The following is a 17329-nucleotide window of genomic DNA, read 5'->3' as shown; positions in this document are numbered from 1 at the left end:
GTGACGCAGCACCCCCCGACCGCGGACGAGCTGCTCCGTACGGTCACCGACACATGGGGCCCGGACACCCCACCGGGCGACGACGACAGCCTCATAGCCTGGGGCCTGGACTCCATCACCCTGATGAGGATCGCCGGCTCCTGGCGCAAGCGAGGCGTCAAGGTCGGCTTCGCCGAACTCGCCCGCGAACCCACCCTGCGGGCCTGGCGGGCGCTCCTCACCTCCAGGGCTCCGGCAGAGCCGGCGGGACCGGCACAACCCGCAGAACCAGCCGAACCGGCCGTCGGGGCGCCCGAGCCCGAACCCGGCGAGCCCTTCCCGCTCGCCGTGATGCAGCACGCCTACTGGATCGGCCGCGGCGACGACACCACCCTCGGCTCCGTCGCCGCCCACCTCTACGTCGAGTTCGACGGCTCCGGTGTCGACCCGGACCGGCTCGACACCGCCGTACGGGCCCTGGTCCGGCGGCACGGCATGCTCCGGGCCCGCTTCACCGACGACGGCCGCCAGCAGATCCTGCCCGGCCTCACCCGCCCGGCGACGGCCGTCAACGACCTGCGGGCCCTGGACCCCGGGACGGCCGCGGCCAAACTGGAGGACGTGCGGCACTCCTCCTCGCACGCCCGGCTCGACGTCGCCGCCGGTGAGGTGTTCTCCGTGCAGCTCTCCCTGCTGCCCGAGGGACGCAGCCGGCTGCACGTGGACGTCGACATGCTCGCCGCGGACGCCCTCAGCTACCGCGTCCTGCTCTCCGACCTCGCCCGGTTCTACCGCGACCCCGACGCCGCGCTGCCACCGATCCGTACCAGCTACCCGGCCTACCTGGCGGAGCGCGCCGAGGTCCGGCGGCTGAGCCGGGAGCAGGCGCGGACGTGGTGGCGCAGGCGGGTGCCCGAGCTGCCCAGCGCGCCCGGCCTGCCGCTGGTGCCCGAGGCGGAGCGCGCCGACCCGACCCGGGTGACACGGCGGCACCACTGGCTGCCGCCGGAGGAGAAACGACGGCTGGCCGCCCGCGCCCACCAGCACGGGCTGACCCCCGCGATGGCCGTCGCGACCGCCTTCTCGGAGGTGCTGGCCGCCCACAGCGGTCAGCCGCGCTTCCTGCTGAACGTCCCCATGTTCGACCGCCGCGGCTCCCACCCCGACACCGACCTGCTCGTCGGCGACTTCACCAGTTCGGTCCTGCTCGACGTCGACCTGACCGAGCCGGCCCCGTTCACCGAGCACGCCCGGCGGCTGCAGGACCGGATGCACACCGACGCCGCCCACGCCGACTACTCCGGCGTGGAGGTGCTGCGCGACCTGACCCGGCAGCGCGGCGAACAGGTCCTCGCGCCGGTGGTGTTCACCAGCGCCCTCAACCTCGGAGAGCTGTTCGACGCCGAGGTGCGCGACGCCTTCGGGCAGCCGGTGTGGATCATCTCGCAGGGCCCGCAGGTGCTGCTGGACGCCCAGGTCACCGAGGTCGACGGGGGACTGCTCGTCAACTGGGACGTGCGCGAGGACGCGTTCCCGGCCGGGCTGGTCGACGCGATGTTCGCCGCGTTCCACGGGCTGGTCACGCGGCTGGGCACCGAGGACGACGTCTGGGACCGGCCGGTCGCCGCCCTGCTGCCCGAGGAGCAGTCGGCGGTCCGCAGGGCGGTGAACGCCACCGGCGCTCCGCGCAGCCACCGTCTGCTGCACGAGGGCTTCTTCCTCCGCGCGGCCGAGCGGCCCGACGCGCCGGCCCTGCTGTGGGGGACGGAAAGCACCCTGAGCTACGGCGAGTTGGCGAACCGGGCCCTGCGCTGCGCCGCCGCCCTCGCGGACCGGGGAGTCGGACCGGGCGACACCGTCGCGGTCAGTCTCCCCAAGGGGCCCGACCAGGTCACGGCCGTCCTCGGTGTGCTGGCCGCAGGCGCCGCGTACGTACCGGTCGGCGTCGAGCAGCCACCCGCCCGCCGCGACCGCATCCGCACCACGGCGGGCTTCCACCTCACGCTCACCGACGGAACCCTCCATGGAACCGGCAACGGGACACCCCACGAGACCACCGGCGGCCCCGTCGGCGGAACGCCCCCCAGCCACACGGCCGATGACCGCCTGGCCGTCCAGGACGCGCTCCGCCACGACCCGCTGCCCGCGCCCGTCCCGGTGGACGAGGAACAGGTCGCCTACGTCCTGTTCACCTCCGGCTCCACCGGCGAGCCCAAGGGCGTCGAGGTACCTCACCGGGCGGCCATGAACACCGTCGACGACCTCGACGCGCGCTTCGCCGTGAGCCCCTCGGACCGCTGCCTCGCCCTGTCCGCACTCGACTTCGACCTCTCCGTCTACGACCTGTTCGGTCTGCTGAGCGCGGGCGGCGCGGTGGTGCTGATCGACGAGGCCGACCGCCGCGAGGCCCGGCCGTGGGCCGAGCTGGTGCGCCGGCACCGGGTCACCCTCCTCAACTGCGTCCCGCCCCTGCTGGACATGCTGCTGCTCGCCACCGGCCCCGGCGAACTGGCCGGACTGCGGGCGGTGCTGCTCGGCGGGGACTGGGTGGGCACCGACCTGCCCGGGCGGCTCGCCGAGCGGGCCCCGGGCTGCCGCTTCACCGGCCTGGGCGGCACCACGGAGACGGCCATCCACTCCACCGTCTGCGAGGTCGTGGACGCCCAGGTGCCCGCGCACTGGCGGGCCGTGCCCTACGGCACCCCGCTGCGCAACGTCCGCTGCCGGGTCGTCGACCCGCGGGGCCGGGACTGCCCGGACTGGGTGCCGGGCGAACTGTGGATCGGCGGGGACGGAGTGGCGCTCGGCTACCGGGGCGACCCGGAGCGCACGGCCGAGAAGTTCACCGAGGCCGACGGGGTGCGCTGGTACCGCACCGGCGACCTCGCCCGCTACTGGCCGGACGGCACCCTGGAGTTCCTCGGCCGGCGCGACCACCAGGTGAAGCTGCGCGGCTTCCGCGTCGAACTCGGCGAGGTGGAGGCGGGACTCGCCGGGCATCCGGCGGTGCGGCGCGCCGTCGCCGGCCTGACGCGGGGGCCAGGTGTCCAGCTGGCGGCCGCGGTGGCCGCCGACGCGGGCACGACGGGGGAGGACCTGCGGCAGTGGGCCCGCGAGGTCCTGCCGCCGCACATGGTCCCGGCCCGGATCGCCGTCGCGGCGGAGCTGCCGCTCACCGCCAACGGCAAACTCGACCGCCGCGCCGTCCGGGCGCTGTGGGAGACACGAGGGCCGGGGGAGGAGGAGCAGCCCCTGGAGCCCGGCACCGCCCTGGAGACGGTCGTCGCCCGCGTGTGGGCGGACGTCCTGGGCACCGGGCGCGTGGGCCTGGACGACGGGTTCTTCGCGCTCGGCGGCGACTCGGTGCTCGCCACCGTCATCGTGAGCCGGCTGCGGGAGGCCCTGGACACCTCCGAGGTGTCGGTGCGGGCCCTGTTCGCCACCCTCACGCCGGGCGGCATGGCCAAGCGGCTGGCCGCCGAGGAGCACACCCCGGGGCGGCTCGAACAGGTCGCCGCGCTCCACCTGGAGATCGAGGGCATGTCGGCGGAGGAGGTCGACTCGGCGCTCGGCGGGGTCTGACGGACGTCACGGCGGCGGGGCGCGTCACGCGCCCCGCCGCCGTCGATCCCCCTCGGGACTTCGGCCCGGACTACTCGTCCAGCTTGGCGAACCCGGCTTCCAGGTTGTCCAGCGCCCACGGGATGCCCAGCACGGACGGGCTGCGGAGCTGGCTGATGGTCGCCACGTCGGTCACGACGTAGCGGTCCTCCTCGACCGCGGACATGTTCTTCACCAGTGCGCTGGACTCGAAGGCCTTCTTCAGCTCCGGGGTGGTGAAGGCGATGACGACCAGGTCCGCGTCGAGCTTGTCGAGCTGCTCGAAGGACAGTTCGCCGGTGGGGCTGCCGCTGACCGTCTTGATGTTCTTCACCGACGGGGTGAGGCTCAGCCCGACCTCGCTCATCAGCTTCGCCGCGAAGTCGTCCTCCGAGGCGATGGTGTAGATCTTGGCCGGCGTGTTGCCGATGGACAGGCTGTAGGTCTTGCCCGCCAGCCCGGGGTGCTTCGCCTTCACGTCGGCGATGCTGCCCTCGGTCTCCTCGATGGCCTTTCCGGCCTCGTCCTCCCTGCCGACGGCCTTCGCCACCACCTGGACGTGTTCCTGCCAGGTCTGCTTGCCCCACGCCGTCTCGTAGCCGATGGTCGGGGCCACCGCGGAGAGCTTCTTGTAGTTCTTCTCCAGGGTGAAGTCGGAGGTGGCGAGGATCAGGTCCGGCCGGAGCGCCGCCACCTCCTCGAAGTCCACCCCGTTCATGGTGTTCAGGAGCTTGGTCTTCTTGGTGTCGACCCGGTCCTTCAGCCAGGGGTGGACCCCGTCGGCGGCGAACGCGTCCTTGGAGACGGCGACCGGCGTGACCCCGAGGGCGTACAGGGCGTCGACGTCGTCGGTGCCGCCGTCGCCGATCACCACGATCCGCTCCGGCTCCGCGGTGATCCTCGTGCTGCCGAACTTGTGCTTGATGGTGACGGGGAAGGCGGACGAGGCATCCGTCTTCCCGCCGCCGGAGGAGGGGGCGGAGTCGTCCTTGACGGAGCCGCAGGCTGCCAACCCGGCGGCCAGGGTGACGGTGAGAAGGGTGGTGCGGAACTTTCTCGGCATGTGCGTCCCTTGTCGCCGGGTACAGGCAGGAGTCATACGGCCGTCAGTAAAGCAAGGTAAGCCTTACCTCAGCAACGGTTTCCGGACAATTCCCGCTCGCCCGCGCCGATGTGAGGTAGCGTCAGTTATGGACGCGCCGTCAGATAGCCGCCCATCGTGCGGAAGTAGTCGGTCGACGCGTACTCCGTGCCGTCCTCCGTGCGCAGCCGCCGGACGAGGAGACCCGGGCAGCGGCCGGTGTGCGCCTCGGGCCCGGCCACGATGACCACGCCGTCGCCCTCGCGGATGAAGATCCGCCCGGGCGTGCCGCCGTAGCGTCCCTCGGAGACGGCGGCCGAGGTGATCCTGAGCCGCTTCCCCCGGTGGAAGGCGTACGCGTTCGGATAGGGGTCCGACTGGGCGCGCACCAGCCGTTCCAGTCGCTCGGCGGGCCAGGTCCAGTCGATGCGGCTGTCCTCCTCGGAGCGCTTGTGGAAGAAGCTGGCCCGGCCGCGGTCCTGCGGCAGCCACCGGCCGGTGTCCCGTCCGGTGGAGATCAGGTCGAGCGACTCGCGCACGATCGGGGCGATGAGGTCGACGGTGCGGTGGAACAGGTCGGTCGCGGTGTCGGCCGGTCCGACGGGTACGGCGCGCTGCACCAGGATGTCACCGGCGTCGAGTTCGCCGTTCATGCGGTGCGCGGTCACCCCGACGCGCTCCTCGCCGTTGAGGAGCGCCCAGATGATCGGCGAGAAGCCGGCGTACGACGGCAGCAGCGAGTCGTGGATGTTGAGGGTGCCGTGCGGCGGGAGGTCGAACACCTCCGGGGGCAGCCAGGTGCGCCAGTTGTTGGCCACGATGAGGTCCGGGCGGGCCGCGCGCAGCGCGTCGAGGAGTTCGGGGTCGTCGGGGCGGTTGCGCAGGAGGACGGGGACGTCGTGCTTGGCGGCGAGGTCGGCGACGGAGTCGTCCCAGATCTTCTCGTAGGCGTGGTCGCTCTTGGGGTGGGTGACGACGAGGGCGACCTCGTGGTCGGAGTCCAGCAGGGCCTGGAGCGTGCGGTGACCCCAGGTCTGATAGCCGAACATGGCGACGCGCATGCGGTTCTCCCTCTCCGGCGGCTCCATTGCAAGGTAAGGCTAACCTTATCTAACATGTGGCTGCCTGAGGGAGGCGATGCCACGGTGAACTCACCGCTCACGGGATCGGACACCACGGACACCACCTACGACGTCCTCGGAATAGGCTTCGGGCCGTCGAATCTCGCCCTGGCCATAGCGATCGAGGAACACAACGCGGGGGTCCCGCCGGAGCGCCGGCTCAACGCCCTCTTCCTGGAACGGCAACCGCGCTTCGGCTGGCACCGGGGCATGCTCATCGACGACGCGACGATGCAGGTCTCCTTCCTCAAGGACCTCGTCACCCTGCGCGATCCGGCCAGCGACTACAGCTTCCTGTGCTTCCTGCGCGAACGCGGCCGGCTCATCGACTTCCTGAACCAGAAGACGCTCTTCCCGCTGCGGGTGGAGTTCCACGAGTACTTCGAGTGGGCCGCCGCGCGCGTGCGGCACCTGGTGGCCTACGACCGCGAGGTGACCGCCGTCGACCCGGTGCGCGACGCGTCGGGCGCCGTCACCGGGTTCGACGTGGTCTGCGCCGGCTCCGGCGAGACGTACCGGGCGGGCGACCTCAGTGTCGCCGTCGGCCTGGAGCCGCACCTGCCCCCGGGGGTCGAGCTGTCCGAACGGGTCTGGCACAACAGCCAGTTACTGCCCCGCGTGGCCGAACTGCGCGACCGGCGCACGCCGGTGCGCCGCGCCGTCGTCCTGGGCGCGGGGCAGAGCGCCGCCGAGACGGTCGACTATCTGCACCGCTCCTTCCCCGAGGCCGAGGTGTGCTCGGTCTTCGCCAAGTACGGCTACACCCCGGCCGACGACAGCCCGTTCGCCAACCGCATCTTCGACCCGGAGGCGGTGGACGTGTACTTCGGAGCTCCCTCCGAGGTCAAACAGTCCCTCTTCGACTACCACCGCTCCACCAACTACTCCGTCGTCGACATGGACCTCATCGAGGCGCTGTACGCGACCTCCTACCAGGAGAAGGTCGCCGGCCGGGAGCGGCTGCGCTTCCTCAACGTCTCCCGGATCCGGGACGTCCGCACCCGTGCCGGGGGCGCGCTGGACGTGGTCGTGGAGTTCCTGCCGACGGGGGAGCAGCGGGTGCTGGAGGCCGATGTCCTGGTGCACGCGACCGGCTACCGCCCCCGGGACCTCACCACGCTGCTGGGCGAGGCGGCCAAGGTCTGTCTCCGCGACGACGAGGACGCCATCCGTGTCTCCCGCGACCACCGCGCCGAGACCGCCCCGGACGTGACTGCCGGCATCTACCTCCAGGGCGGCACGGAACACACCCACGGCCTGACCTCCACCCTGCTGTCGACCACCGCGATCCGCGCGGGCGAGATCCACCGCTCCCTGCTGAACCGGCGCGCCGAGCACCTGCGCCCGTCGGCCGGACTGGGGGCGTGACCTCCCGGCCGGGGCGCGCACCGTCCTGCCCGAGGGCGCGAACCGTCCTCCCGGGGCAGGCAGGTCCTGCCCGAGGGCGCGCACCGTCCTGCCCGGTGCGCGCCCGCGCGGCAGCGCCGTGGAACCGGCTCGTGCGTCAGTCCGCCGCGCGGAAGGTGCGCAGGCGCAGTGAGTTGCCGACCACGAAGACCGACGAGAAGGCCATGGCCGCCCCGGCGATCATCGGCGTGAGCAGGCCGGCCGCGGCCAGCGGCAGGGCCGCCACGTTGTAGGCGAAGGCCCAGAACAGGTTCGAGCGGATGGTGCCGAGGGTGCGCCGGGCGAGCCGGATGGCGTCCGCCGCGGCCCGCAGGTCGCCGCGGACGAGGGTCAGGTCCCCGGCCTCGATCGCGGCGTCCGTGCCCGTGCCCATCGCGAGACCGAGGTCGGCCTGGGCGAGGGCCGCCGCGTCGTTGACGCCGTCGCCGACCATGGCGACCGAACGGCCCTCGGCCTGCAGCCGCTTGACGACCTCCACCTTGTCCTGCGGAAGCACCTCGGCGATGACCTCCTCGATGCCCACCTCGCGGGCGACCGACTCGGCGACGGCCTTGTTGTCACCGGTCAGCAGCAGGGGTGTGAGCCCCAGCGCGCGCAGCCGCCGGACCGCCTCCGCACTCGTCTCCTTCACCGCGTCGGCGACTTCCAGCACCGCCCGCGCCTCGCCGTCCCAGGCGACCGCGATGGCGGTGCGCCCGGCGTCCTCGGCCGCCGCCCGGGCCCGTGCCAGTCCTGCCGGCAGCTCCATCGCCCACTCGGTCAGCAGCCGCTCCCGCCCGACCAGCACCGCATGGCCCTCGACGACGCCCTGGACGCCCAGTCCGGGCACGTTCGCGAAGTCCTCGGGCACGGGCAGCGTGCCGAGCTTCTGCAGCGCCCCGTCGGCGACGGCCCGGGCGACCGGGTGCTCGGAGGAGTGCTCCAGCGCCCCGGCCAGCCGCAGCACCTCGGCCTCGTCGGCGCCGTCGGCGGTGTGCACGGCCAGCAGGGTCATCCGGCCGGTGGTGACGGTGCCGGTCTTGTCCAGGACGACGGTGTCGACGTGGCGGGTGGACTCCAGCACCTCCGGGCCCTTGATGAGGATGCCGAGCTGGGCGCCGCGCCCGGTCCCGACCAGCAGCGCGGTCGGGGTGGCGAGGCCCAGGGCGCACGGGCAGGCGATGACGAGGACGGCCACCGCGGCGGTGAAGGCGGCCGTGAGCCCGACGCCGTTGCCGAGCCAGAAGCCCAGCGTGCCCAGCGCCAGGGCGATCACGACCGGAACGAACACGGCCGAGATCCGGTCCGCGAGGCGCTGCGCGGCGGCCTTGCCGTTCTGCGCGTCCTCCACCAGCCGGGCCATCCGGGCCAGTTGGGTGTCGGCTCCGACGCGCGTGGCGCGGACGACGAGCCGACCGCCGACGTTGAGCGTGGCGCCCGTGACCGGGTCCCCGGATCCCACCTCCACCGGCACGGACTCGCCGGTCAGCATCGAGGCGTCCACGGCCGAGGACCCTTCGATGACCGTCCCGTCGGTGGCGATCTTCTCCCCGGGACGCACCAGGAACCGGTCCCCGACGCGCAACTCGCCCACCGGCACGGTCTGTTCGCGGCCGTCCTCCCGCAGCACGGTGACGTCCTTGGCGCCCAGCTCCAGCAGCGCCCGCAACGCCGCCCCCGCCTTGCGCTTGGCCCGGGCCTCGAAGTACCGCCCCGCCAGGATGAAGGCGGTGACGCCCGCGGCGGCCTCCAGGTAGATGTTGCCCGCTCCGTCGGTGCGCTCGATGGTCAGCTCGAACGGGTGCGTCATGCCCGGCGTGCCCGCGGTGCCGAGGAACAGCGCCCACAGCGACCACAGGAACGCGGCGGACGTGCCCACCGAGATCAGTGTGTCCATGGTGGCGGCGCCGTGCCGGGCGTTGACGAAGGCCGCCTTGTGGAAGGGCCACGCCGCGTACGTCACGACGGGCGCGGCCAGCGTCAGCGACAGCCACTGCCAGTACTCGAACTGGAGCGCCGGGATCATGGCCAGGGCCACCACCGGCACCGACAGGACCACGGCGGTGATCAACCGCTCGCGCAGCGGCCGGAGTTCGTCGGGCTCGTCGCCCGGTTCGCCGGGGGCCGGGGCGGGCGCGGGCTCCCGGGCCGTGTACCCGGTCGCCTCGACCGTGGCGATCAGATCGCCGACGGACACGTCACCGGAGTAGCTGACCTTGGCCTTCTCGGTGGCGTAGTTGACGCTGGCGGTCACCCCCGCCATGCGGTTGAGCTTCTTCTCGATGCGTGCCGCGCAGGAGGCGCAGGTCATCCCGCCGATGGCGAGTTCCACCTCGGCGGCGGTGCCGGTCGTGCCGGTGATCATGCTCAGGCCCTCCCCGTGAGCGCGTAGCCGGCCTCGTCGACGACCTCGGCGATCGCGGCGTCGTCGGGCTCCGCGGCCGTGGTGACGGTGACGTGTCCGCTGCCGAGGTCGACCTCGACGCCGCTGACGCCGTCCAGCTCGCCGATGACCTCGGTGAGCGTGGCCTTGCAGTGACCGCAGGACATTCCGGCGACGGCGTAGGTGGTGGCGGGCATCGGTGCCTCCTGGAGAGTGATCCGAAGATACGGGGCGGGGGTATGCCCCGCTGCCTTCCTGTATACCCCCACCGGGTATACGATGCAAGCGTCGGAACAACTTGACTCGGTACCCCCCAGGGGTATGGTGAAGTGCAAGAAGGCCCCGCATTCCGGCGGGAGGCCCGGTATCTGAAGGAGCCGAAGGCCATGAACACCGCACTGAAGATCACCACCTTCGCCGCCGCCCTGGCCGCCACGTTCGGCACGGCCTACGGGGTAGGCCAGGGCATCGGCCCGGTCGTCGCCGACGACCCGCCGAAGCACCGTGACGCACACACCCGCCCCGCGCCCCGGCCCGGGCAGACCGACGGACACGCGGGACACGACACGCCCCCGGCGGGAGGGCTGCAGATCTCCGAGGGCGGCTACACGCTCGACCTCGCCACCCCGCGCGTCACCGCGGAGCAGCGCACCGACCTGCGCTTCACGGTCCGGGACGCCGAAGGCCGCGCGGTCACCTCCTACCGGCGCGAGCACGACAAGGAACTCCACCTCATCGTGGCCTCACGCGACCTGCTCACCTACCGCCACCTGCACCCCACCCGCGCCGCCGACGGCACCTGGAGCATCCCCGTCGACCTGCCCCGCGCGGGCGGCTACCGCGTCTTCGCCGACTTCACCCCGGCCCGGCAGGGTGCGAAGAACCTCACCCTCGGTGCCGACCTCGCCGCCTCCGGCCCGTTCACGCCGAAGGAACTCCCCGCCCCGAGTAGCACCTCCGAGACCAACGGCTACGAGGTGGAACTGGCCGGCGCCCTGCACCCCGGCAAGGCGAGCGAACTGAAACTGAAGGTCTCCCGCGACGGCAGGCCCGTCACCGACCTCCAGCCCTACCTCGGCGCCTACGGCCACCTGGTCGCCCTGCGCGCGGGCGACCTCGCCTATCTGCACGTCCACCCGAACGGCGAACCGGGCGACGGCACGACCAGGCCCGGCCCGGACATCTCGTTCACGGCCACGGCACCCAGCGCGGGCTCCTATCGCCTGTTCCTCGACTTCAAGCACGACGGCGAGGTCCACACGGCGGCCTTCACCATCCACACAGGCCCGGCCCCGGCCACCCCCGCCACCCCGGAGGGACACACGGACGACGGCCACGGGCACTGAGCCTCACCCCAGGGCCCGGTCCAGGTTGAAGGCCGCGCTGATGAGCGCGAGGTGGGTGAACGCCTGCGGGAAATTGCCCTGTTGCTCCCCGGTGTGGCTGATCTCCTCGGCGTACAGGCCGAGATGGTTGGCGTACGTGAGCATCTTCTCGAAGGCCAGGCGCGCCTCGTCGATCCGGCCGGCGTGCACCATCGCCTCGACGTACCAGAACGAGCAGATGGAGAACGTGCCCTCGTCGCCGCGCAGCCCGTCGGGGCTGGAGCGCGGGTCGTAGCGGTAGACGAGCGAGTCGGACACCAGTTCCTCGGTCAGCGCGTCCAGCGTCGACAGCCACTTCGGGTCCGTCGGGGCGATGAACTTCGTCAGCGGCATCATCAGCACGGCCGCGTCCAGCACGTCGTCGTCCTCGTGCTGCACGAAGGCCCGGCGCCGCTCGGACCAGCCCCGGCTCATGATCCGCCGGTAGATCGTGTCGCGGCACTCCCGCCAGCGGGGCAGGTCGGCGGGCAGTCCGCGCCGGTTGGCCATCCGGACGGCCCGCTCGATCGCCACCCAGCACATCAGCCGCGAGTACAGGAAGTTCTTGCGCCCGCCCCGGGTCTCCCAGACGCCCTCGTCGGGCTGGTCCCAGTGCGCGCAGACCCAGTCCACCAGCGCGCACACGTCGTCCCACTGGCCGCTGGAGATGGGCTGCGCCCACTTGTCGTAGAGGTAGATGGAGTCGATCAGCGCGCCGTAGATGTCCAGCTGGAGCTGGTCGGCCGCCGCGTTGCCGACCCGCACCGGCGCCGAGCCGTGATGGCCCTCCAGGTGGTCCAGCTCCCGCTCGGGCAGCTCGGTGCGCCCGTCGATGCCGTACATGATCTGCAGCGGGCCGGAGCGCGTGCCCTCCCCGGGGCTGATGTGCCGGGTCACGAACCGCATGAACGCCTCGGCCTCGCCGGTGAAGCCCAGCCGGAGCAGGGCGTAGACGCAGAAGGCCGCGTCCCGCACCCACACGTACCGGTAGTCCCAGTTGCGTTCGCCGCCGAGCTGCTCCGGCAGGCTCGTCGTGGGCGCGGCGACGATCGCGCCGGTCGGCGCGTAGGTGAGCAGCTTCAGGGTCAGGGCCGAGCGGTGCACCATCTCCCGCCAGCGGCCCTTGTACCGGGACGCGGACAGCCAGCGCCGCCAGTACGCCACGGTCGCCGCGAACTGCTCCTCGGCCTCCGTGCGCGCGCACCGGCGGGGCGTCACCTCGCCACCGACCTTGTCCAGCGCGAACACCGCCGTCTCGCCCTCGGAGAGCTTGAAGTCCCCGTACACGTCCGGCCCGTCGGCCTCCAGCGGCACGGTGGCGGTCAGCGCGAGCGCCAGTCCGTCGGCCTCGAAGACCGCCACCTCGCCGGCCAGCCGGACCGTGTGCGACCGGCTGCCGTAGTCGAACCGAGGCGCGACGCGCGTACGGAACGGGATCGAACCGCGCACGCACACCACCCGGCGGATCAGCCGGTGCCGCTCGGCCTCGGCCGACTCGCCGTCGACCGGCATGAAGTCCTGCACCTCGCCGACGCCGTCCTCGGTGAAGAACCGCGTGATCAGCACGTTCGTGTCGGGGAAGTAGAACTGCTTGGTCCGGGCCGGCACGGCCGCCGCCAGCTCGAAGCAGCCGCCGCGCTCGGCGTCCAGGATCGCGGCGAAGACACTCGGCGCGTCGAAGGCCGGGCAGCAGTACCAGTCGATCGTGCCGTCGGTCCCCACGAGGGCCACACTGCGCAAATCCCCGATCAGCCCGTGCTCGGCGATCGGCACGTACCGCCGCCGTCCGGGACCGCCCCGCTCCCGCGCCGTTGCGCCCATGACAGCCTCCCTGCCGGGTGCGTCTCAGCCCCAGCCTAGGACGGCCGGCGGCCCGGCGCCGCCGTCACACCGTGAGGACCCGCAAGCCGGCCTCCTCGAAGGCCCGTACCGTCTCCGGCGCGGCCGCCGTGTCCGTGACCAGCGTGTCCACCGCCTCCGCCGCGCAGATCCGGGCGAACGCCCGCTGCCCCAGCTTGCTGGAATCGGCGGCCACGACCACGCGCTCCGCCCGCTCGCACAGCAGCCGGTTGATCGCCGCCTCCGCCTCGTCGTGCGCCGCGGCACCGTGCGTGACGTCGAAGGCGACGACCCCGAGCACCGCCACGTCGACGGTGATCTGCCCGAGCACCCCGTCCGCCAGCGGCCCGACCAGCTCGTACGACTGGGCCCGCGCGACCCCGCCGGTCAGCACGATCTTGAACTGGGGCCGCACGGCCAGTTCGCTGGCGATGTTCAGCGCGTTCGTCACCACCGTCAGCGCGGGCGAGCCGCTCGCCAGGTCCCCGCGCACGGCCAGGGCCCGTGCCACCTCCGTCGTGGTCGTGCCGCCGGTCAGCCCGACCGCCTCCCCGGGGGCGACCAGGTCCGCGACGGCCCGGGCGATGCGCTGCTTCTCCGAGGCGTGCCGGGCCGTCTTGTAGCGCAGCGGCAGCTCGTAGGAGACGCCGTGCACGACCGCGCCGCCCCGCGTGCGCACCAGCATCTGCTGCTCGGCCAGCCGGTCGAAGTCACGGCGGATCGTCGCCGCCGACACCCCCAGCTCCCCGGCCGCCTCCTCGACGTCCAGCCGGCCGCGCTCCACGAGCAGTTCCAGCAGCGCCTTCCAGCGGGCGTCGCGCGACATCCGCACCTCCACGTCTCGATCTCCGGGCGACCTTAACGCAACCGATGCGCCCGTATGCTTGATGATGCTCGAAAGCTGGCTATATCTTGCAACAACAATCAGTCTTGCACCGATGACCGGCACCGGGTCGAGATCACCGTGGAGGGTGCGGCATGACGCATGTCGAGGACGAGCTGACCAGCCAGCCCGAGTGCTGGGCCCGGGCCGCCGCGGAGGCGGCCGGCCACGCACCGGTGCTGCCGGCACCGGGCGAGCGCGTGGCGATCGTCGGCTGCGGCACCTCGTACTTCATGGCGCAGGCCGCCGCCGCCCTGCGCGAGGACGCGGGCCAGGGCGAGACCGACGCGTTCGCCGCCTCGGAGTTCCCCCACGGCCGGACCTACGACCGGGTCGTCGCCCTCACCCGCTCCGGCACCACGACCGAGGTCCTCGACCTGCTCGCCCGGCTGAAGGGCCGCACCCGCACCACCGCCGTCACCGCCGACCCCGACACCCCCGTGCGGGAGGCCGCCGACGAACTCGCCGTCCTCGCCTACGCGGACGAACGGTCCGTCGTCCAGACCCGGTTCGCCACCACCGCCCTCACCCTCCTGCGCGCCCACCTCGGCCTCCACCCGCCCGCCGCCGTCACCGACGCCCGGACCGCGCTGACCCGGCCCCTGCCCGAAGGGCTCGTGGATTGCGGGCAGTTCACGTTCCTCGGGCGCGGCTGGACCGTCGGCCTGGCGAACGAGGCCGGACTGAAGATGCGCGAGGCCGCCCTGGCCTGGGCGGAGACGTACCCGGCGATGGAGTACCGGCACGGCCCGATCAGCGTCAGCACCACCGGCACGGCGACCTGGATGCTCGGAGACGCACCGGACGGGCTCGCCGAACAGGTGCGCGCCACCGGGGCGTCGTGGATCGCCGGCGACCTGGACCCGCTCGCCGAACTCGTCCGCGCCCAGCGCCTCGCGGTCGCCGTCGCCGCGTCCCGCGGACTGGACCCCGACCGCCCCCGCCACCTCACGCGCTCGGTGATCCTCGCGCCCTGACCCTGGAGACCCCGTGCCCCTCACCACCACCGGCGAACTCGTCACCCGGGCCGCCGCGGCCCGCTCCGCCGTCGCCTCCTTCAACATCATCACGCTGGAGCACGTCGAGGCGGTCGTCGCGGGCGCCGAGTCCGCGCACACGCCCGTCGTCCTCCAGGTCAGCGAGAACGCGGTCAGGTTCCGCGGCGGACGGCTGCTGCCGCTCGCCCGGGCCGCCGCCGCGGCCGCCGAACAGGCCGCCGTACCCGTCGCCCTCCACCTCGACCACGTCCAGGACGACGCCCTGCTGTACCAGGCGGTGGACGCCGGGTTCAGCTCCGTGATGTACGACGCGGCCCGCCTGCCCTACGAGGAGAACCTCGCCGCGACCCGGGCGGCGGTCGACTGGGCGCACGCCCACGGCCTGTGGATCGAGGCCGAGTTGGGCCAGATCGGGGGCAAGCACGGCAGACCCCCGCTGGACGCCCACGCCCCGGGCGCCCGCACCGACCCCGAGGAGGCCCGGGCCTTCGTCGCCGACTCGGGCGTGGACGCCCTGGCCGTCGCCGTCGGCAGCGCCCACGCCATGACCACCCGCACCGCGGCCCTCGACCACGCGCTCCTCAAACGCCTGTCGGCCGCCCTGGACGTCCCGCTGGTCCTGCACGGTTCCTCCGGCGTGCCCGACGGCGAACTCACGGCCGCGATCGCGGGCGGCATCACCAAGGTCAACATCGGCACCGCCCTGAACATCGCGCTGACCGGAGCGATCCGGGACTTCCTCGCCGACCGTCCGGAGGCGGTCGACCCGCGCGGCTACCTCACGGTCGCCCGTGAGGCGATGACCCGGACGGTGGCCCGGACCCTGCGCACCCTCGGGGCGCCTACCGCTTGACGGCCTTCAGCACCACGAACTTCGGGTCGCTCGCCACGACCCGGCTGTTTCCGAACAGCTTCCGCAGCTTCACGTGGTAGCCCAGATGCCGGTTGCCGATCACCCACAGCTCCCCGCCGGGCCGCAGCGCGCGCCGCGCCCCGCTGAACATCCGCCAGGCCGTGGCGTCGGTGGTCGCCTGGTGGGAGTGGAACGGCGGGTTGTTCAGCACCAGGTCGACACTGCCGGACGGCACCCCCGCCAGCCCGTCACCCACCCGGAACTCGGCCCGCCCCGGCCCGCCGTTGGCCCGGTACGTCGCCTCCGCCGACGCGACGGCCTGGAACGACTCGTCCACGAACAGCACCTCGGCGCCCGGGTCGGCCAGCGCCACGGCCGTCCCCACGATCCCGTTGCCGCACCCGAGGTCCACCACCCGGCCGCCCCCGCCCTCCGGCAGGTGCCGCAGGAAGAACCGGGTGCCGATGTCGAGCCGGTCCGCGCAGAAGACGCCCGCGTGATTGACCACCGTGCGCCCGGAGACGGCACCGATCCCGTCCGGCAGGGTGTAGACGTACGGCCACGGACCGGCCGGCCGCGCCAGGGCCGGATCCGGTGTGCAGAGGATCAGCCGGGCCTTCTTCTCGGCCAGGGAGGTGCGGGTCGGGCCGAGGATCCGCTCGAACAGCCGGAGCGTCGAGGTGTGGATCTCCTTCACCATCCCCGTGCCCACGACCACCGTCCCCGCGTGCACGGCCGGGGCCAGCCGCAGCAACTGGTCCTCCAGCAGCGCCAGGCTCTTGGGCACCCGCACCAGCAGCACGTCGATCCGCTCCGGCGGCGGGTCCTGGGTGGTGAGCAGCCGCACCGCGTCCGGCTCGGCCCCGGCCCGCGCGAGGTTCGCGCGCGTCGCCTCCTGTGTCAGGTACGAGTCGGTGATCTGCACCGGCCGGTGCTCCGCGAGCGCCGTGACCAGCGCGCCCCAGCGGTCCCCGACCACCACGACCGTGCCCGACAGCGGGACCTCTTCGCGCTCCAGGTGCCGCAGCAGGTACTCGTCGGAGGCGTCCCAGGCGCGCAGCGTCTCGCGCGGGTCCTCGGGGAAACGGGTCAGCGCGAGCGCGCCCCACGGCGTCGTCATACGGTCGTTCATCGTGCGTCCAGGCTAGCCGAGCCGCAGCTCAGCCCGGTCGGGCAGGATGGAAGGCATGGACGGCGAGCTGTTCCCCAGGTCCCGCGCCGAGATCGCTCCCGGTGCGGTGCACGTGCCGGACTGGCTGGACGCCGACGAGCAGCGCTCGCTGCTCGACGCCTGCCGCGGCTGGGCCCGGCCACCCGCCGGACTGCGCACGGTCCGCACCCCCGGCGGCGGCACCATGACCGCCCGGCAGGTGTGCCTGGGCTGGCACTGGTACCCCTACGGCTACGCCCGCACGGTCACCGACGGGGACGGCGCCCCGGTCAAGCCCTTCCCCGACTGGCTCGGCGACCTGGGCCGCCGCGCGGTCCGCGACACCCTCGGAGGGCCGCCACCCGCCTACGACATCGCGCTGATCAACTTCTACGGAGCCGACGCCCGCATGGGCATGCACCGGGACGGCGACGAGAAGTCCAACGCGCCGGTGGTGTCGCTCAGCCTGGGCGACACCTGCGTCTTCCGCTTCGGCAACACCGAGACCCGCACCCGGCCCTGGACCGACGTCGAGCTGCGCAGCGGCGACCTGTTCGTCTTCGGCGGGCCCTCCCGGCTCGCCCACCACGGCGTGCCCCGGGTGCACGCCGGCACGGCACCGCCCGGACTCGGCCTGACCGGACGGCTCAACATCACGCTCCGGGTCAGCGGCCTGTAGACCGCCGCTGTGG

At 73.0% G+C, this 17329-nt stretch carries 13 protein-coding genes; 6 read left to right on the top strand and 7 right to left on the bottom strand.

The annotated features are described in order from the left end of the window. The gene (locus tag CHR28_RS04000) at positions 1-3561 is read left to right on the top strand and encodes a non-ribosomal peptide synthetase (protein WP_094052019.1); all 3561 of its coding nucleotides are present in this window, start codon (positions 1-3) and stop codon (positions 3559-3561) included. 70 nt (positions 3562-3631) lie between these two features. Here CHR28_RS04000 and CHR28_RS03995 read toward each other — a convergent pair whose 3' ends face one another. Together CHR28_RS03995 and CHR28_RS03990 are read right to left on the bottom strand one after the other, a co-directional pair. Continuing rightward, a complete protein-coding gene (locus CHR28_RS03995) occupies positions 3632-4642 on the bottom strand; it encodes an iron-siderophore ABC transporter substrate-binding protein (protein ID WP_094052018.1) in 1011 nt (336 codons plus the stop codon). A gap of 125 nt (positions 4643-4767) precedes the next feature. Next, positions 4768-5721 carry a methionyl-tRNA formyltransferase gene (locus CHR28_RS03990; protein WP_094052017.1) on the bottom strand — a complete coding sequence of 318 codons (954 nt, stop codon included), beginning with the start codon at positions 5719-5721 and terminating at the stop codon, positions 4768-4770. Positions 5722-5805: 84 nt separating this feature from the next. Here CHR28_RS03990 and CHR28_RS03985 point away from each other — a divergent pair, with 84 nt between their 5' ends. Continuing rightward, positions 5806-7149, top strand: a complete 1344-nt coding sequence (locus tag CHR28_RS03985; RefSeq protein WP_094052016.1) for a lysine N(6)-hydroxylase/L-ornithine N(5)-oxygenase family protein — start codon at positions 5806-5808, stop codon at positions 7147-7149. 136 nt (positions 7150-7285) lie between these two features. Here the strand turns inward: CHR28_RS03985 and CHR28_RS03980 are convergent, their stop codons facing one another. Both CHR28_RS03980 and CHR28_RS03975 read right to left on the bottom strand, forming a co-directional pair. Continuing rightward, complete coding sequence (locus CHR28_RS03980) at positions 7286-9532, bottom strand: heavy metal translocating P-type ATPase (RefSeq protein ID WP_094052015.1); 2247 nt, start codon at positions 9530-9532, stop codon at positions 7286-7288. A gap of 2 nt (positions 9533-9534) precedes the next feature. Continuing rightward, on the bottom strand, positions 9535-9747 hold the full coding sequence (locus CHR28_RS03975) for a heavy-metal-associated domain-containing protein (RefSeq protein ID WP_094052014.1): 213 nt from the start codon (positions 9745-9747) through the stop codon (positions 9535-9537). Positions 9748-9936: 189 nt separating this feature from the next. On the opposite strand from CHR28_RS03975, the gene CHR28_RS03970 reads away from it, so the two are divergent. Beyond that, entirely contained in the window at positions 9937-10896 is a 960-nt protein-coding gene (locus tag CHR28_RS03970) for a hypothetical protein (protein ID WP_094052013.1), read from the top strand. Between the two features lie 3 nt (positions 10897-10899). Here the strand turns inward: CHR28_RS03970 and CHR28_RS03965 are convergent, their stop codons facing one another. Together CHR28_RS03965 and CHR28_RS03960 are read right to left on the bottom strand one after the other, a co-directional pair. Continuing rightward, entirely contained in the window at positions 10900-12735 is a 1836-nt protein-coding gene (locus CHR28_RS03965; RefSeq protein ID WP_094052012.1) for a glycoside hydrolase family 15 protein, read from the bottom strand. Between the two features lie 64 nt (positions 12736-12799). Next, complete coding sequence (locus CHR28_RS03960; protein WP_094052147.1) at positions 12800-13579, bottom strand: DeoR/GlpR family DNA-binding transcription regulator; 780 nt, start codon at positions 13577-13579, stop codon at positions 12800-12802. Positions 13580-13731: 152 nt separating this feature from the next. On the opposite strand from CHR28_RS03960, the gene CHR28_RS03955 reads away from it, so the two are divergent. Beyond that, on the top strand, positions 13732-14613 hold the full coding sequence (locus CHR28_RS03955; protein WP_094052011.1) for an SIS domain-containing protein: 882 nt from the start codon (positions 13732-13734) through the stop codon (positions 14611-14613). A gap of 13 nt (positions 14614-14626) precedes the next feature. Then, a complete protein-coding gene (locus CHR28_RS03950) occupies positions 14627-15487 on the top strand; it encodes a class II fructose-bisphosphate aldolase (protein WP_094052010.1) in 861 nt (286 codons plus the stop codon). Here the strand turns inward: CHR28_RS03950 and CHR28_RS03945 are convergent. Beyond that, complete coding sequence (locus tag CHR28_RS03945) at positions 15477-16607, bottom strand: methyltransferase (RefSeq protein ID WP_094052009.1); 1131 nt, start codon at positions 16605-16607, stop codon at positions 15477-15479. The two genes, CHR28_RS03950 and CHR28_RS03945, sit on opposite strands and share 11 nt — an antisense overlap. 67 nt (positions 16608-16674) lie before the next feature. Here CHR28_RS03945 and CHR28_RS03940 point away from each other — a divergent pair, with 67 nt between their 5' ends. Further along, the gene (locus CHR28_RS03940; protein ID WP_094052008.1) at positions 16675-17316 is read left to right on the top strand and encodes an alpha-ketoglutarate-dependent dioxygenase AlkB family protein; all 642 of its coding nucleotides are present in this window, start codon (positions 16675-16677) and stop codon (positions 17314-17316) included. Positions 17317-17329: the final 13 nt, after the last annotated feature.

This window comes from Streptomyces sp. XY006 (assembly GCF_002237655.1).
In the GTDB taxonomy this organism is placed as follows: Bacteria; Actinomycetota; Actinomycetes; order Streptomycetales; family Streptomycetaceae; genus Streptomyces; species Streptomyces levis.
Note: the sequence above shows the minus strand (reverse complement) of the source record. Positions and strands in the feature narration are given on the sequence as shown.